The sequence below is a fragment of the Streptomyces sp. NPDC093221 genome, assembly GCF_044753885.1.
GTDB lineage: Bacteria > Actinomycetota > Actinomycetes > Streptomycetales > Streptomycetaceae > Actinacidiphila.
This window is the reverse complement of record NZ_JBIVOA010000001.1, coordinates 13,571-27,688: the sequence shown is the minus strand read 5'-3', so window position 1 is coordinate 27,688 and position 14,118 is coordinate 13,571. Positions and strand designations below refer to the sequence as shown.

11 protein-coding genes are annotated in these 14,118 nt (G+C 73.6%); 8 read left to right on the top strand and 3 right to left on the bottom strand.

Annotated elements, in window-relative coordinates; all coding sequences use genetic code 11:
* Nucleotides 1–216: 216 nt before the first annotated feature.
* A complete protein-coding gene (gene bla, locus ACIQCJ_RS00125) occupies nucleotides 217–1,215 on the top strand; it encodes a class A beta-lactamase (protein WP_402710224.1) in 999 nt (332 codons plus the stop codon).
* 56 nt (nucleotides 1,216–1,271) lie between these two features.
* On the opposite strand, the gene ACIQCJ_RS00120 is transcribed toward bla, so the two are convergent.
* Nucleotides 1,272–2,720 (bottom strand): helix-turn-helix domain-containing protein, encoded by a 1,449-nt coding sequence (locus ACIQCJ_RS00120; protein ID WP_402710223.1) that lies wholly within the window; start codon nucleotides 2,718–2,720, stop codon nucleotides 1,272–1,274.
* 188 nt (nucleotides 2,721–2,908) lie between these two features.
* Here ACIQCJ_RS00120 and ACIQCJ_RS00115 point away from each other — a divergent pair, with 188 nt between their 5' ends.
* Complete coding sequence (locus ACIQCJ_RS00115) at nucleotides 2,909–3,643, top strand: DUF4232 domain-containing protein (protein WP_401851356.1); 735 nt, start codon at nucleotides 2,909–2,911, stop codon at nucleotides 3,641–3,643.
* A 56-nt stretch (nucleotides 3,644–3,699) separates the two neighbouring features.
* Nucleotides 3,700–4,530: a methyltransferase domain-containing protein gene (locus ACIQCJ_RS00110; protein WP_402710222.1), complete on the top strand. Its 831-nt coding sequence runs from the start codon at nucleotides 3,700–3,702 to the stop codon at nucleotides 4,528–4,530.
* 88 nt (nucleotides 4,531–4,618) lie between these two features.
* Here ACIQCJ_RS00110 and ACIQCJ_RS00105 read toward each other — a convergent pair whose 3' ends face one another.
* On the bottom strand, nucleotides 4,619–5,263 hold the full coding sequence (locus ACIQCJ_RS00105) for an NAD(P)H-dependent oxidoreductase (protein WP_391041984.1): 645 nt from the start codon (nucleotides 5,261–5,263) through the stop codon (nucleotides 4,619–4,621).
* Nucleotides 5,264–5,347: 84 nt separating this feature from the next.
* Between ACIQCJ_RS00105 and ACIQCJ_RS00100 the strand changes: the two genes are divergently transcribed.
* From ACIQCJ_RS00100 to ACIQCJ_RS00090, 3 genes are all read left to right on the top strand, one after another.
* The gene (locus tag ACIQCJ_RS00100; RefSeq protein ID WP_401305491.1) at nucleotides 5,348–5,887 is read left to right on the top strand and encodes a MarR family winged helix-turn-helix transcriptional regulator; all 540 of its coding nucleotides are present in this window, start codon (nucleotides 5,348–5,350) and stop codon (nucleotides 5,885–5,887) included.
* Nucleotides 5,888–5,948: 61 nt separating this feature from the next.
* The gene (locus ACIQCJ_RS00095) at nucleotides 5,949–9,446 is read left to right on the top strand and encodes an AfsR/SARP family transcriptional regulator (protein ID WP_402710824.1); all 3,498 of its coding nucleotides are present in this window, start codon (nucleotides 5,949–5,951) and stop codon (nucleotides 9,444–9,446) included.
* A 203-nt stretch (nucleotides 9,447–9,649) separates the two neighbouring features.
* On the top strand, nucleotides 9,650–11,248 hold the full coding sequence (locus tag ACIQCJ_RS00090; RefSeq protein WP_402710221.1) for an MFS transporter: 1,599 nt from the start codon (nucleotides 9,650–9,652) through the stop codon (nucleotides 11,246–11,248).
* A gap of 200 nt (nucleotides 11,249–11,448) precedes the next feature.
* On the opposite strand, the gene ACIQCJ_RS00085 is transcribed toward ACIQCJ_RS00090, so the two are convergent.
* Nucleotides 11,449–12,261 carry a DUF5324 family protein gene (locus tag ACIQCJ_RS00085; RefSeq protein ID WP_355336692.1) on the bottom strand — a complete coding sequence of 271 codons (813 nt, stop codon included), beginning with the start codon at nucleotides 12,259–12,261 and terminating at the stop codon, nucleotides 11,449–11,451.
* A 256-nt stretch (nucleotides 12,262–12,517) separates the two neighbouring features.
* Here ACIQCJ_RS00085 and ACIQCJ_RS00080 point away from each other — a divergent pair, with 256 nt between their 5' ends.
* Both ACIQCJ_RS00080 and ACIQCJ_RS00075 read left to right on the top strand, forming a co-directional pair.
* Entirely contained in the window at nucleotides 12,518–13,045 is a 528-nt protein-coding gene (locus ACIQCJ_RS00080) for a peptidylprolyl isomerase (protein WP_355336693.1), read from the top strand.
* A gap of 171 nt (nucleotides 13,046–13,216) precedes the next feature.
* Nucleotides 13,217–14,071: a rhomboid family intramembrane serine protease gene (locus tag ACIQCJ_RS00075; RefSeq protein WP_355336694.1), complete on the top strand. Its 855-nt coding sequence runs from the start codon at nucleotides 13,217–13,219 to the stop codon at nucleotides 14,069–14,071.
* Nucleotides 14,072–14,118: the final 47 nt, after the last annotated feature.

Genomic DNA, 14,118 nt, shown 5'->3' with positions numbered 1-14,118 from the left:
ATCCGACATCAAGAGCATATTCGACATACGGCCCGGTCGCGGGCTTGACTCCGGGACGAGGGGCCGACCGTACGGTGTGCCCCCGCACCGACGCCGTGGGCCGTCCGCAGCCACCAGGACCGGCTCACCTCCCGAGCCGACCGGCGGCCCCCCGGTGCGAACCCACCCCCCTCAGAACTGCGAACCCACCCCCCTCAGAACGGAGTCCCGCACCCCATGGACACCCGCGCCCCTGTCTCCCGCCGTTCCGCGCTCGCCACCCTCACCGGGATCGCGGCCGTGCCGATCACCGGCTGCGGCGGCTCCGGAACGTCCGCCCCGACCCGGTCGGGCGCCCGGCCGACGACGACGTCCCCGCCCGCGACCCGGCCCACCGGGCCCACCGGGCCCACGCGACCCGCTCCGGGCGCGACGAACGCCGCCGACCCCGCCACACGGCGCGCCTTCGCCGACCTGGAGAAGAAGTTCGACGCCACCCTCGGCGTCCACGCGCTCGACACCGGCAGCGGCCGTACCGTCGCGCACCGCTCCGACGAACGCTTCGCGTACGCCTCCACCTGCAAGGCCCTGCTCGCCGGAGCCGTTCTGGAGAAGAACTCGCTGCGGCGGCTCGACCGCGTCGTGCGCTACGGCCGGGGCGACCTCGTCAGCAACTCACCGATCACCGAGAAGCACGTGGCCACCGGAATGAGCGTGCGCGACCTGTGCGACGCGGCCATCCGGTACAGCGACAACGCCGCCGCGAATCTTCTCTTCCGCGAACTCGGCGGCCCCCGGCGGCTCCAGGACGCCCTGCGCGCGCTCGGCGACGACGTCACCCACTGCGACCGGTACGAACCCGCGCTCAGCGACGCCGTCCCCGGTGACCTCCGCGACACCAGCACGCCCCGCACCCTGGCCACCGACCTGCGCGCGTACGTCCTCGGGACGGCCCTCCCCGCCGACAAGCGCGCCGTGCTGACCGACTGGCTCGTGCGCAACACGACCGGGGACCACACCATCAGGGCCGGTGCGCCGCGCGGGTGGCGGATCGGCGACAAGACCGGCACCGGCGGGTACGGCACCCGCAACGACATCGCCATCGCCTGGCCGCCCGGCGGGGGCGCGCCGATCGTCCTCGCCGTCCTGTCCCGCCGCGCGGCCGAGGACGCGACCCGCGACGACGCGCTCATCGCCCGGGCGGCCGAAGTCGCCTTCGGAGCACTGACGCGGTAACGGCGTCACCCGCGTCACCCGTGTCCGTACGTCACCGCGTCGTCCCCCGCCTCGCCTCAGCCGCCCTCCCGCTTGATCCAGTCGGTGTAGCCGGGCGGGTAGTCGTAGCCGGGACGGTTCACGTCGGCGCTGGTACGGAAGGGGACGCCCTTGTTGTCGATGTGGAGGGTGCCGTGGCGGGTGGCGCTCGACCAGTCCAGGAGCAGGTCCCAGCGGACGTCGTACGCCTTGGTGGTGGCGGTGACGCGGAAGACCTCGGGGTCCGACTCACTGACGCTGTACGGGAAGTCGCGCTGGCCGTTCTCCGGGGTGAGGTGCGGGCTGCCCTTGTCCAGGTCGACGCCGAAGTCCGCCGTCCCGACATTGCCGCCGCAGCCGACGGCCATCGCGTAGTCGTTCCAGGCGAGCGGCGCGGCCTTGGAGACGATCCGTACGTGCAGGGCCTCCAGGACGACGGTCTCGGAGCCGGTGCCCTGGACGGTGAGGGACAGGCGCTGTTCGTCGGAGGAGACCGCGCCGTACGCGGCGGCCCAGCGCGGTGAGTCCTGCTCGCTGGCGGGCGGCCCCATGTGCGAGGGCTCGGCGTCGACGAGGAAGTGCTGGCTGCACGGGTTCTCCTCGGCGCGGACGTAGGGGTGGACGTCGACGCTGACCGGCGGGGCCTTGCCGTCGCCTTCGCCGTCGCCGGTCCTGGTGGCGGGCGCGGCCCCGCCGGTCCTGGTGGCCGAGGGCGTGGTGGACGGGGTGCGGCTCGGCGCGGTCGAGGACGGGGTGGCGGGCGGCGTCGCGGTGGCCGCCGTACCGGTGGTCGTGGCGGCGGTGGTGCCGGTGGCGCCGACGGCCCGCTGTTTTCCGTCGGCGGACCCCCCGCCGTTCCCGCCGTCCCAGGGCCGGTCCACGGCGAGGACCACGGCTCCCAGGACGGCGGCCACGGTGACGGCCGCGATCAGGGCGTGACGGCGGCGGCGTGACGGCGGTGCGGGCGCGGGCGCGGGCGTGCGCGGCAGGTCGGTGACGACGAGGTCACCGTTCCCGTCGGTCTCGGCCTTGACCGTGGCCGGGGTCCCGGCTTCGGTCCCGGTCCCGGCTTCGGCCCCGGCCCCGGTCCCGGTCTCGGCCCCGGCGCCCGCCTCCGCCGCTTGCGACAACGGCGCCGCCTGCTCCGTACCCGGTGCCTCCGCCGCCGCCCCCGCTTCCGCCGCTGCCGCCCCCGCCCGCGCCGCCGCGGCCTGTTCCGCGCGCCGGTCGCGCGCCGCGTCCGCGAGGATCCAGCGGCGGTGCAGTTCCATCAGTTCCTCGGGCGTCGCCCGGCAGACCCGCGCCAGGCGCTCGACCGGCGCGTACTCGTTCGGCACCGCGGTGCCGTTGCAGTAGCGGTGCAGCGTCGACGTGCTCATGTGCAGCCGCTTCGCCAGCGCCCCGTAGCTCAGGCCCGAACGGTCCTTGAGCTGCCGCAGCAGGGTCGCGAACTCGTTCGTTTCACCGGCCCCTGTTGCCACCGACATCAGTTCCTCCATCCCCCCGCGTCCCAGTCACGCATTCCAGGGGAGGTGCGTTCCCCCTGCTCAGAGCCGGTTTTTCCATCCCAGCGTCCCCAACTGCCCGCCGACGGTGGTGGCTGGGACGGATTGCCCCGCAAGCTCCAGTCATCCAAGCAGCACCACCACCCGAACGACTAAGGGGCACCCGCCACATGTCCAGCATCCGGAACTCCCGTACCCGTACCCGCTTCGTCACCGCCGCCGCGACCGTGGCGCTCGCCGCGTTCGCCCTGACCGCCTGCGACGACGGGTCGGGCAGCAGGGACGAGGGCGCCTCGCCGGCCTCTTCGTCCTCCTCCGACGGCTCGCCCTCGGTCACCCCGACCCTCACTCCCGGTTCCGGCTCCACCACTGCGGACGCCGGGGGCACGCCGGTCGGTTCGAAGCCCGCCGCGGACGCCTCGACCAAGAAGCCCGTGGCCAAGGCACCCGCGCCGAAGAAGCCCGGGGCCAAGGACACGGCGGTCACCTGCCAGGGCTCCAACACCAAGACGGTCGCGTCCCCGCTGAACCGTCCCGTGAACCACATGCTGCTCACGGTCACCAACACCGGCGGCAACCCCTGCCTCCTCTACACGTACCCGTCCGTGCAGTTCACCGACGCGCAGGCCGAGCCGCCGGTCATCGAGGAGTCCCAGCCGCAGGCGGTCGTCACCCTGAACCCGGGTGAGTCCGGCTACGCCGTCATCGTCCTGGCCGCCGCCGACGGCAGCGCTGAGCACGGCCGCACCGTGAAGACCCTGAACGTCTACTTCCACGGCCGCTCCGGCAACGAGAGCGTCGGCACCGGCGCCCACCCGTCGCTGCCCGCCGGGGGCACCTACATCGACGACTCGCTCAAGGTCAGCTACTGGCAGCAGTCGATGAACGACGCGATCTCCTGGTAGCCGCCCCTCCGGGGGAAGGAGCCCGCCGACGCGGGGGCGGTTGGTTGACTGGCGCCATGACGTCATCGACCTCATCGAGCTCACCGAGTTCACCGACCTCAACGGTCTTCGAGACCGTCGCTCCCGGCTCCGTCGTCTACCTCGACCGTCTCGCCGCGACCGACCTGGGCCGCTTCTACAAGGGCCGCATGCTCGACGCACTCGATGTCAGGACCGGCCAGACGGTCCTGGACATCGGCTGCGGCCCCGGCACCGACCTCGGCGCCCTCGCCGACGCGGTCAGCGGTACGGCCTCGGGCTCCGCCCCCGGCGCGGTCATCGGTGTGGACCACGACCAGGTCGCCGTCGACACCGCCAGGGAACGTACCGCCGACCGGGACACCGTCACCGTCCACCTCGGTGACGTCCACGAACTGCCCCTGGCCGACGGCAGCGTGGACCGCGCCCGCACCGACCGGGTGCTGCAACACGTCGCCGATCCCGTACGGGCGCTGCGCGAGGCCCACCGTGTGCTGCGGCCCGGCGGGCGGCTGGTGCTGGGCGAGCCGGACTGGGACACGCTGACCGTCGACCACCCCGACGACGAGCTGTCGCGCACCTACACGCGGTACGTGACCGACGAGGTGATCCGTAACGCCCGGATCGGCAGGCAGCTCCCCCGGCTGGCGGCGGAGGCCGGTTTCACGGTGCCGACGGTCGTCCCGGTGACGCCCGCCTTCCGGGACGTCGGCGCCGCCGACAAGGTCCTCGGCCTGGAGCGGACCACGCAACGGGCCCTCGCCGCCGGGTACTTCACCGTCGAAGGGGCCCGTCGCTGGCTGGACCACCTGGCCTCAGGGCCCTTCCTCGCGGCCGTGACCTTCTACATCGTGGTGGCGCAGGCGTAGCCGTGGCCCGGGCAGGTGGAGCCGGGGCGTCATTCCGCGAGCCCCTGAGGGGTCAGGGAACCCCGAGGGATCAGGGAACCCCGAGGGATCAGGCGGCCCGCACCGGCTGCCACAGCGCGTCGACGGCCTCCTCCGCCGCCGCGAGGCTCTTCTCGGCGAGCGGGATCAGCTCGGACATGGCCGGGGTGACCGGCGCGAGGGTCAGCTCTGCGGTGATGAAGCGCGGGACCAGGCCCGTCATGACCACGCCGTGCGGGAGCCACTGCTCCGCGTGGTCCCAGCCCTCGCGGGGGGTGCCGGGGGCGTAGCCGCCGCCGCGCGAGGCGAGGACGACGAAGTCGCGGCCGGTCAGCAGCGGGTCCCTCGTCTCGGCGTCGACGGAGAGACCGGGCACGATCAGGTGGTCGACCCATGACTTGACGCTGCTGGGCGCGCCGAAGTTGTAGACGGGCAGACCGAGCAGAACGGTGTCCGCCTCCTTGACCTCACCGATCAGCGTCTCGGACAGCGCGTAGGTGGCGGCCTGCTCGGGGGTGCGGTCCTCGGCCGGGATCATCGCCACGCCCACGGTGCCGGTGTGGATGTGCGGAATCGGGTCCTTGCCCAGGTCGCGGTAGGTGACCGTGCCATCGGGGTGGGCGGCCTTCCAGGCGGCGGCGGCCCGCGCGGTCAACCGGCGGCTGACGGATCGGTCGCCCTGGACGCTGGAATCGATGTGCAGGAGGTGAGGCATCTCGTTAACCCTTCATACTTGGTTTGTGTAACGCCAACGATTTATAGCACGTCATGATTCCACGCCGCCCGATAGACTGAGGAAGTGGCCTCACTGCCCGTGCTCAACCAGCCCCCGCGACGTTCAGGCGCGCTGCTCGAACAGCTCACGCGCCGGATGCGACTGCACGCCGAGTCCGTGCTGACCCCGCTCGGCCTGCGCCCACGGCACCTGGTGGCCCTCACCGTCCTGCGTGACCAGCACGGCAGCACCCAGCAGGCGCTCTCCACGACGCTGATGATGGACCGCGCCAATGTCGTCGGCCTGCTCAACGATCTGGAGGCGGACGGCCTGATCGAACGGCTCCGCTCGCCCGAGGACCGCAGGCGCCACCTGGTGCAGCTCACCGACGAGGGCGGCAAGCGGCTGGCCAAGGCCGAATTCGCGCTCGCCCGCGTCGAGGACGAAGTCCTCTGCGCGCTTGACACCGGCCAGCGCGACACCCTCTACGATCTGCTCCAGCTCGCCGCGTCGGGACACGGCGTGGACGGGACGGCGACGGACGCGGCGTTGAGCTGCGTGACCGACGCCCCGGCCGCCGCGCCGGAGTGCCTGGGCGAGGCGGGGGACACGGAGACCTGCTGACGGTGCCCGGGGAGCCACGGGCGGCGTCGGCCCGCGCTCCCGGGCGGAGAACGGGGGCGTGATGTTCGGCATCCTGGGCGCGACGCGGGTGGTGGGCGCGGACGGCGCCGAGGTCGCGCTGGGCGGCCCCCGGAGGCGCGCGGTGCTCGCCCTGCTGCTGCTCGACGCGGGCCGGGCGGTGCCCGCCGAGCGGCTGATCGACGGCCTCTACGGCGACGATCCGCCCGCGGGCGCGGGGAACGCCGTGCAGTCCCAGATCTCCCGGCTGCGCCAGGTGCTGCCGGTGCCGCTCGAAGGGCTCCCCGCGGGCTACCGGCTCGCCGTCGCACCGGACGAGGTGGACGCCCACCGCTTCCGGCGGCTGAGCGCCGAGGGCCGCGCCGCCCTGGCCGCGGGCGACCCGGTCCTGGCCGAGCGACTGCTGCGCACCGCCCTCGCGTTGTGGCGCGGCCCCGCACTCGCCGACGTCGGCCCCGCGCCCTTCGCCGCCGCGCAGATCACCCGGCTCGAAGAACTGCGGACCGGCGCCGTCGAGGACCGAGCCGACGCCGACCTCGCCCTCGGCCGCCACCGCTCCCTGGTCGCCGAACTCGGCGAACTCGTCACCGCGCACCCGCTGCGGGAGCGCCCGCGCGGCCAGTTGATGCGTGCGCTGTACGGCAGCGGACGGCAGAGCGAGGCGCTGGAGGCGTACGAGGAGGCCCGGCGCGAACTGGCCGACTCCCTCGGCGCCGACCCCGGACCCGAACTGGCCGCCGTCCACCTCGCGGTGCTGCGCGGCGACCCGGCGCTGCTTCCACGGGACGTCTCACGCGAGGCCCCACGGGACGCGTCGCGGGCCGCCCGGCGGGATGTTCCACGGGACGCGTCGCGGGCCGCCCGGCGGGATGTTCCACGGGACGCGCCGCAGGATGTTCCACGTGAAACAGACACGGCGGACAGGGTGGGCGCCGACGGACATGTTCCACGTGGAACATCGACGGAAGGCGCGGCAGGCTCAGGGGACGGCGCGCCCGCCCCGGCCCCGCCCCGGCACGAACTCCCCGCCCAGCTCACCAGCTTCGTCGGCCGGTCCGCCGAACTGGAGCGGATCGGTGAGCAGTTGGCGCGCCAGCGGCTCGTCACGCTCACCGGCCCCGGCGGCGCGGGCAAGACGCGCCTGGCGGTGGAGGCCGCGGGGCGGTACGCGCACGACGCCTGTTTCGTGCCGCTGGCCGGACTCAGCGACGGCGCGGAACTCCCGCAGGCCGTCCTCGGCGCGCTCGGCCTGCGGGCGGGCGGGCTGCTGGCGGCCGGATCGGCCGCGTCCGGCGGCCAGGGGCACGACCCAGGCCCGCACGACCCCGTCGCGCGGATCACCGCCGCCCTGGACGGCCGCCCGCTGCTGCTGGTCCTCGACAACTGCGAGCACGTGGTGGAGGACGCGGCCCGGCTGGCCGAGCGGCTGCTCGCCGGGTCACCGCTGCTGCGGCTGCTCGCCACCAGCAGGGAAGCCCTCGGTATCAACGGCGAGACGCTGTGCCCGGTGCCCACGCTCGACGTGCCCCGGCCCGGCACCGACCGCGAGCAGGCGCTGCGCTCCCCCGCCGTGCGGCTGTTCACCGAGCGGGCCGCCGCCGTACGCCCCGACCTCGACCTCGACGCGACCGCGGACCCGGCCACCGTGGACGCCGTCCTGCGGCTGTGCACCGCGCTCGACGGGCTGCCGCTCGCCATCGAACTGGCCGCGGCCCGGCTGCGTTCGCTGTCGGTGACCGACATCGCCGACCGGCTCGGCGCGCTGCCCGACGACGACGCCCCGTACAGCCTGGGCGTACGGCCCGACGCGCTCTTCCGGCTGCTGTCGCGCGGCAGCCGCACCGCCCAGCCGCGCCAGCGCACCCTGCGCGGGGTCGTCGACTGGAGCTGGGACCTGCTGCCCGACGACGAGCGGGCCGTGCTCCGCCGTGTCTCGGTCTTCGCGGGCGGCTGGACGCCCGCCGCCGCGGAGGCGGTGTGCGCGGACGGCGCGCGAATCCTCGCCGAGGACGTGCTGGACCTGCTGGACGCGCTGGTCGACAAGTCCCTGGTGGTGGCCGAGCAGCCGGACGGCGCGGGCCGGATTCGCTACCGCGCGCTGGAGTCGATCAGGGCGTACGGCGCCGAGCGGCTGACGGAGGCGGGGGAGCGCGAGGCGACGGTGCGCGCGCACGCCGCGTACTTCCTGGACTTCGCGCTCACCGCCGACCCGCACCTGCGCCGCGCCGAGCAACTGGAGTGGCTGCGGCTGCTCGGCGACGAGCGCGACAACCTCCAGGCCGCGCTGCACCGCAGCCTGGAGGCGGGCGAGGTGCGTACCGCGATGCGGCTGATCGCGGCCCTGTCCTCGTACTGGCTGCTGCGCGGCGTGCGCTACGAGGGCTTCGGACCCGCCCGCCAGGTCCTCGCCGCCCTCGGCCCGAATCCGCCGGAGGGGATGGAGGAGGAGTACGCGCTGTGCGTGATGGCGGTGGTCGGAATGCTGCCCGACCCCGAGGAGTTCGCCGACCATGTCGCGGCGGCGACCCGGGTGGTCGAGGCGATGCACCGGCTGTCCCGCCGCTACCCCGTGCTCACCTTGCTGTGGGCGCCCTTCGCCGGGGTCCCCGACGAGGGCATCGACGTCCTGGAAGCGGTCTTCGACGAGTTCCTCACCGAGCGGGACCACCCCTGGTACCGCGCGCTGATCCTGCTCGGGAGCGGATTCCAGTCCTGGCTGACGCGCGCCGACCCGGTCGCCGCGCGGATCCACTGCACCGCCTCCTACGAGGAGTTCCGCCGCCTCGGCGACCGCTGGGGCATGATCACCAACCTCAACGTGCTGGCCGACCTCGCCGACCACCGCGGTGAACTCGCGCTCGCCGACTCCCTCCTCGATGACGCGCTGCTGCTCGCCGAGGAGCTGGACTCGGCGCTCGACATGGCGGAGCTGCTCTGCATCCGCGCCGCGTACAGCACCAAGGCGGGCGACTACGCGACCGCCGCCGCGTACAGCGAGCGGGCCGTGGAGCTGTCCCGCCGGGCGGGCACCCCCGAGTGCCTGGCACTCGCCCACCTGGCGCTGGCCGAGTCCGTCCGGCTGCGCGGCGACGGCGACGGCGCCCGCGCGCTGTACGAGCAGGCGCTGGCCGAGTGCCCGGTCGGCTGGTTCTCCAGCAACGGCACCCGTTCCGCCGTCCTCGTCGCCCTGGGCCGGGTCGCCGTCGCCGACCGCGACCCGGACCTGGCCCGCGGCCACTTCCGCGAGGCGGTCACCCTCGACAGCGTCGCCATGCGGCTCCCGCTCAACGGCGCCGTCGCCGCCGAGGCCACCGCGGGCCTCGCCCTGCTCAACGGCGACGCGCCACGGGCCGCCGCCCTCCTCGGCGCCGCCGAGGCCCTGCGCGGCCGGCCGCCCACCGGGCCGGACGCCGCCGCGACCGTCGCCGCCGTACGCGCCGCGCTGGGCGACGAGGCGTACGAGCGCGAGCGCGCGCGGGCCGCCGCCCTCGACCGCGACGCGGCACTCGCCGTCCTGACGGCGTACCTCACGGCGGACTGAGCGGACGGCGAACCGGCCGCCGCGTGGGCGAGACCGGGCCCGAGACCCGCGCCCCTGACGCTCTCCGACCGCCTGCCGCGTGCGGCTCCCGTCCTGGGACCCGCGCCCCGGCCCAGCTCCGACCGCCCGCTGACCGGATCGCGCCCCGGCCCTGTCAGCCGACGGTGCGCCGGCCGTCAGCGGGCCGCCGCACGCTGCTTGCCATGACGACGACACCGAACGACGACGTGAGGGGCGGCGGGAGCGCCGCAGAACAGGCGCACCGGCGGCGCTGGGCCGTCCTGGCCATCTGCTGCGTGGCCGCCGCGCTGCTGGGCATCGACAACAGCGTCCTCAACTACGCGATCCCGTCTCTGTCCCGCGAGCTGGGCCCGTCCTCCACGCAGCTCCTGTGGATCGTGGACATCTACGGCTTCGTCCTCGGCGGCCTGCTGATCGTGGCGGGCAACATCGGTGACCGGATCGGCCGCAAGAAGCTCCTGCTGCTGGGCGTCGCGGGCTTCGGCGCGGCCTCCGCGCTCACCGCCTACGCCGACGGCCCCGGCATGCTGATCGCCTCCCGCGCGCTGCTCGGCCTGGCCGGGGCCACGATCATGCCGTCGACCCTGTCGCTGGTCCGCAGCGTCTTCGACGACCCCAAGGAGCGGACCACCGCGATCGGCATCAGCAGCGGCATCGGCGCGGCCAGCTTCGCGCTCGGCCCGGTCGTCGGCGGTGTGCTGCTCGACCACTTCTGGTGGGGCTCGGTCTTCCTGATCAACGTCCCCGTGATGGCCGCCGTCCTCATCGCGGGCGCCGTCCTGCTCCCCGAGTCCCGCAATCCGCACCCGGGACGGCTGGACTGGCCGAGCGTGCCCCTGTCGATCGCCGGGCTCTTCGGCGTGATCTACGCGATCAAGGCCGCCGCACGCGACGGCGTCGACGACCACGCCGTCTGGATCTCGGCGGCCGTCGGCCTCGCCGCCCTCGTCCTCTTCCTGCGCCGCCAGACCACCCTCGCCGAACCGCTGCTCGACCTGAGGTTCTTCCGCAACCCCGCCTTCGCGGGGGCCGTCGGCTCCAACGTCGTGACGCTGTTCACCGCCACCACCCTGTCCCTCGGCTTCTCCCTGTACTTCCAGGTGGTACGCGGCTGGTCGCCGCTGACCGCGGGGCTCGCGCTGCTGCCGGGACCGCTGTCCGCCGCCTTCGCCGCGCCGCTGTCCGCGCTGCTGATCCCGAGGATCGGCCGGGCCCGTACCGTCTCGTTCGGCCTGCTGCTCATGGCGCTGAGCACCGCCGCGTTCGGGCTGATCAGCGCCGACACCAGCTACTGGCTGCTGCTCCCGGCGCTCGTCGTCAACGGCGCAGGACTGATCTTCGTCTTCTCGGTCACCGCCGACACCCTGCTGGCCAGCGTGCCCAGGACCAAGACCGGTACGGCCGCCGCCATTTCCGAGACCGCCATGGAGCTCGGCGGCGCCCTCGGTATCGCCATCCTCGGGTCGGTCCTCAGCGCCTTCTACCGCAACGGCCTCACCCTGCCCGCCGGGCTCTCCCCCGACCGGGCCGCCACCGCGCGCGAATCCGTCACCTCCGGCGTCGAGACCGGCGCCGCCCTGCCCGGCGCCACCGGGCGGCAGGTCGTCGCCGCCGCCAAGTCGGCCTTCACCGACGGGTTGCACGGCACCCTCTACATCGCCGCCGCGCTGATGCTGGCCGGTGCCGTCGCCGCCCTGTTCGCCCTCCGCGGGGTCCCCGCCGTGCTCGACGTCCCCGAAGCCCCCGCGGAACAGGCCCCCCAGCCCGCCCCTGCCGTCTGACGACGGCGCACTTGTGCGCACGGCGGGTACGAGCCCAGAAGGGGCGCGGGGAACGGCGCCCTCAGCCCCCGCCGGGCTTTGAGCCCGAAAACGACGGCAACCGCCCCGCTGGGGAGGGTTCTCACCCGCGCCACGGCGCGATCAGCCGTGACGTGCCACACACGTCACGGCTGATCGCGCGATTCGTCCCTCGTCGGCGGTTAGGGGTAGGTGCCGCCCCGGCCCTCGTCGTCCGGGCGGTCGGCGTCGGCCTGCTTGGCCTCGACCTCGGGGTCGAGGCCATCGGCCTCGAGGGAGCCGTCGACCTGGTCGATCGTGCCGTTCGGCGAGGACCCGTTGGGGTGGCCGACCGGCTCGACGACGGTGAGGGTGCCGCTGCTGTTCACGGGACCGCGGTCGGCGACGTCGGTCGCCTCGGGCGGCTCCACCAGCCAGTCCGGGTTGGTCTGCTTCGACCACCACTTCCAGGCGGCGAAGGCCGCACCGCCGACGAGACCGGCGACGACGAGCCCGCGGAAGACCCGGCCGGTGCGCTCGCGGCGCACCCGCCTGCGGACCAGCCCGTCGATCTCGGCCGCGGTCACCTGGCCGCGCAGGGCGTGCAGCGCGGCGGCACCGCGCAGCACCGCCTCGTCCTTGGCCGGACCGGCGACCGAGCGGGTCGCGGTCACGGCGGACTCCACCTTGGGCGCGGTGTAGTCGGCCGCCGCCCGCACCTTCGGCGCGGTGTAGTCGGCGGCGGCCCGCGCGCCGCGGCGGGTCCGCTTGGCGGCGGTGCCGAGCGCGTCGGCGGCCTTCGGCGGCACGGCCGACTTCGCCTGTTCGCGGGCCTGGTCGACCCGGTCGGCGAGATGGGCGTCGTACTGCTGCCTGGCCAGTGCGCCGGCCTGCTGCGCGTAGTACGCGGCGTTGTCCTTAGCCGTGCTCGCGTACGGCGCCGCCACCTCCGCGGCATGCCGCACGCTGTCCTTGGTCACGTCGGCTGCGTGGCGCACGCTGTCGATGCGGGTCACGGGATCCTCCTCCTCGGTGGCGTACGGTTTTCGCCTTTCCACCCAGTTTGAAATCATGCCTGTCGATGGCGGGTCCGGCATGTGTGGACGCGCATACGGGTCAGGTACCCGTTCCGAGCGGTCCGTCCCGGTGTCCGGGAGGGCCTTCGGGACGCGCCGCCGGCTCCCTTGCCACGGACCCTCGGGGAACCCCGCGCGCGCCACCGCGTCCGTGAAAGGATTTGTCCCTGTCAGCGAAGACTATGGAAGGTAGACCGTGGCCGAGCAGCTCTACGCCACCCTGAGGACCAACCACGGCGACATCGTGATCCGGCTGCTGCCGAACCACGCGCCCAAGACGGTGGACAACTTCGTCGGGCTCGCCGAGGGCACCCGCGAGTGGACCGACCCCCGTACCGGCCGGCCTTCCACGGCCAAGCTCTACGACGGCACCGTCTTCCACCGCGTCATTTCCGGCTTCATGATGCAGGGCGGCGATCCGCTGGGGAACGGCACCGGTGGTCCCGGCTACGAGTTCGCCGACGAATTCCACCCCGACCTGGCCTTCGACAAGCCCTATCTGCTGGCGATGGCCAACTCGGGCCCGGCCACCAACGGCTCGCAGTTCTTCATCACGGTCGCGCCGACCACCTGGCTGACCCGTAAGCACACCATCTTCGGCGAGGTCGCGGACGAGGCCAGCAAGAAGGTCGTCGGGTCGATCATCGGCGCGCCGACCAACCCGCGCACCGACCGGCCGCTGGACGACGTCATCATCGAGACGGTCGTGATCGAGAAGCGCTGACGCGGCCCGCCGCCCCGCGGCCCGTATCCCGTACCCTTCGGAAGCACCTTCGGGGAACGTCTCAGGGGAACGTCTTCGGGAACATCGCGCCCCGCCCGCACGTAGGAGTGGGCGGGGCGTCTCAGCGCCTCCGCGCCGCATCGCGAGGCGCTTCATTCAGGGAGAAGGCTCATGGACCAGGCGGTCTGCTGCTACCGGCACCCGGACCGGGAGACCGGTATTCGCTGCACCCGGTGCGACCGGCCGATCTGCCCCGAGTGCATGGTCAACGCGTCGGTCGGCTTCCAGTGCCCGGACTGCGTCAACGAGTCCAGCCGGCACACGGCGGCGCCGCGTACGGTCGCCGGCGGCACGGTCGCGGCCGACCCGTTCCTGATCACCAAGATCCTCATCGGCCTGAACATCGCGGTGTTCCTGCTGGTCCAGGCGGTCGGCGACCGGCTGGTCTACGACCTCGGGCTGTACGCGGTCTGCGGCAACGACCCGTTCGGACAGCACGGCTGCATCGGCGTCGCCCAGGGCCCCGACCAGTGGTACCGCCTCATCACCTCGGCGTTCCTGCACCAGGCGGTCCTGCACATCGGCTTCAACATGCTGTCGCTGTGGTGGATCGGCGCCCCGCTGGAGCGGATGCTCGGCCGGGCCCGCTATCTCGCGCTCTACCTGGTCTCCGCGCTCGGCGGCAGCGCGCTGGTGCTGCTGCTCGCCCCGTCGTCGCTCACCCTGGGCGCCTCGGGCGCGGTCTACGGTCTGTTCGGCGCGACGGCCGTGTTCATGCGGCGGATGCGCTACGACATGCGGCCGGTGCTGATCCTGCTGGCGCTCAACATCGTGTTCACCTTCACCTGGGCCGACGTGAGCTGGCAGGGCCACATCGGCGGACTGGTGGCGGGTACCGCGATCGCCATAGGGATGGCCTACGCGCCGCGCGAGCGCCGCGATCTGGTGCAGTGGGGGACCACGGCGGCGGTCCTGGTGGTCTCGATCGCGCTCAGCGTGATCGCTGTGGCGCAGGTCACGTCCTGAGGGACGGATTCGCGGCCGTGGACCCGTGTCCATTGGCGTTGATCACA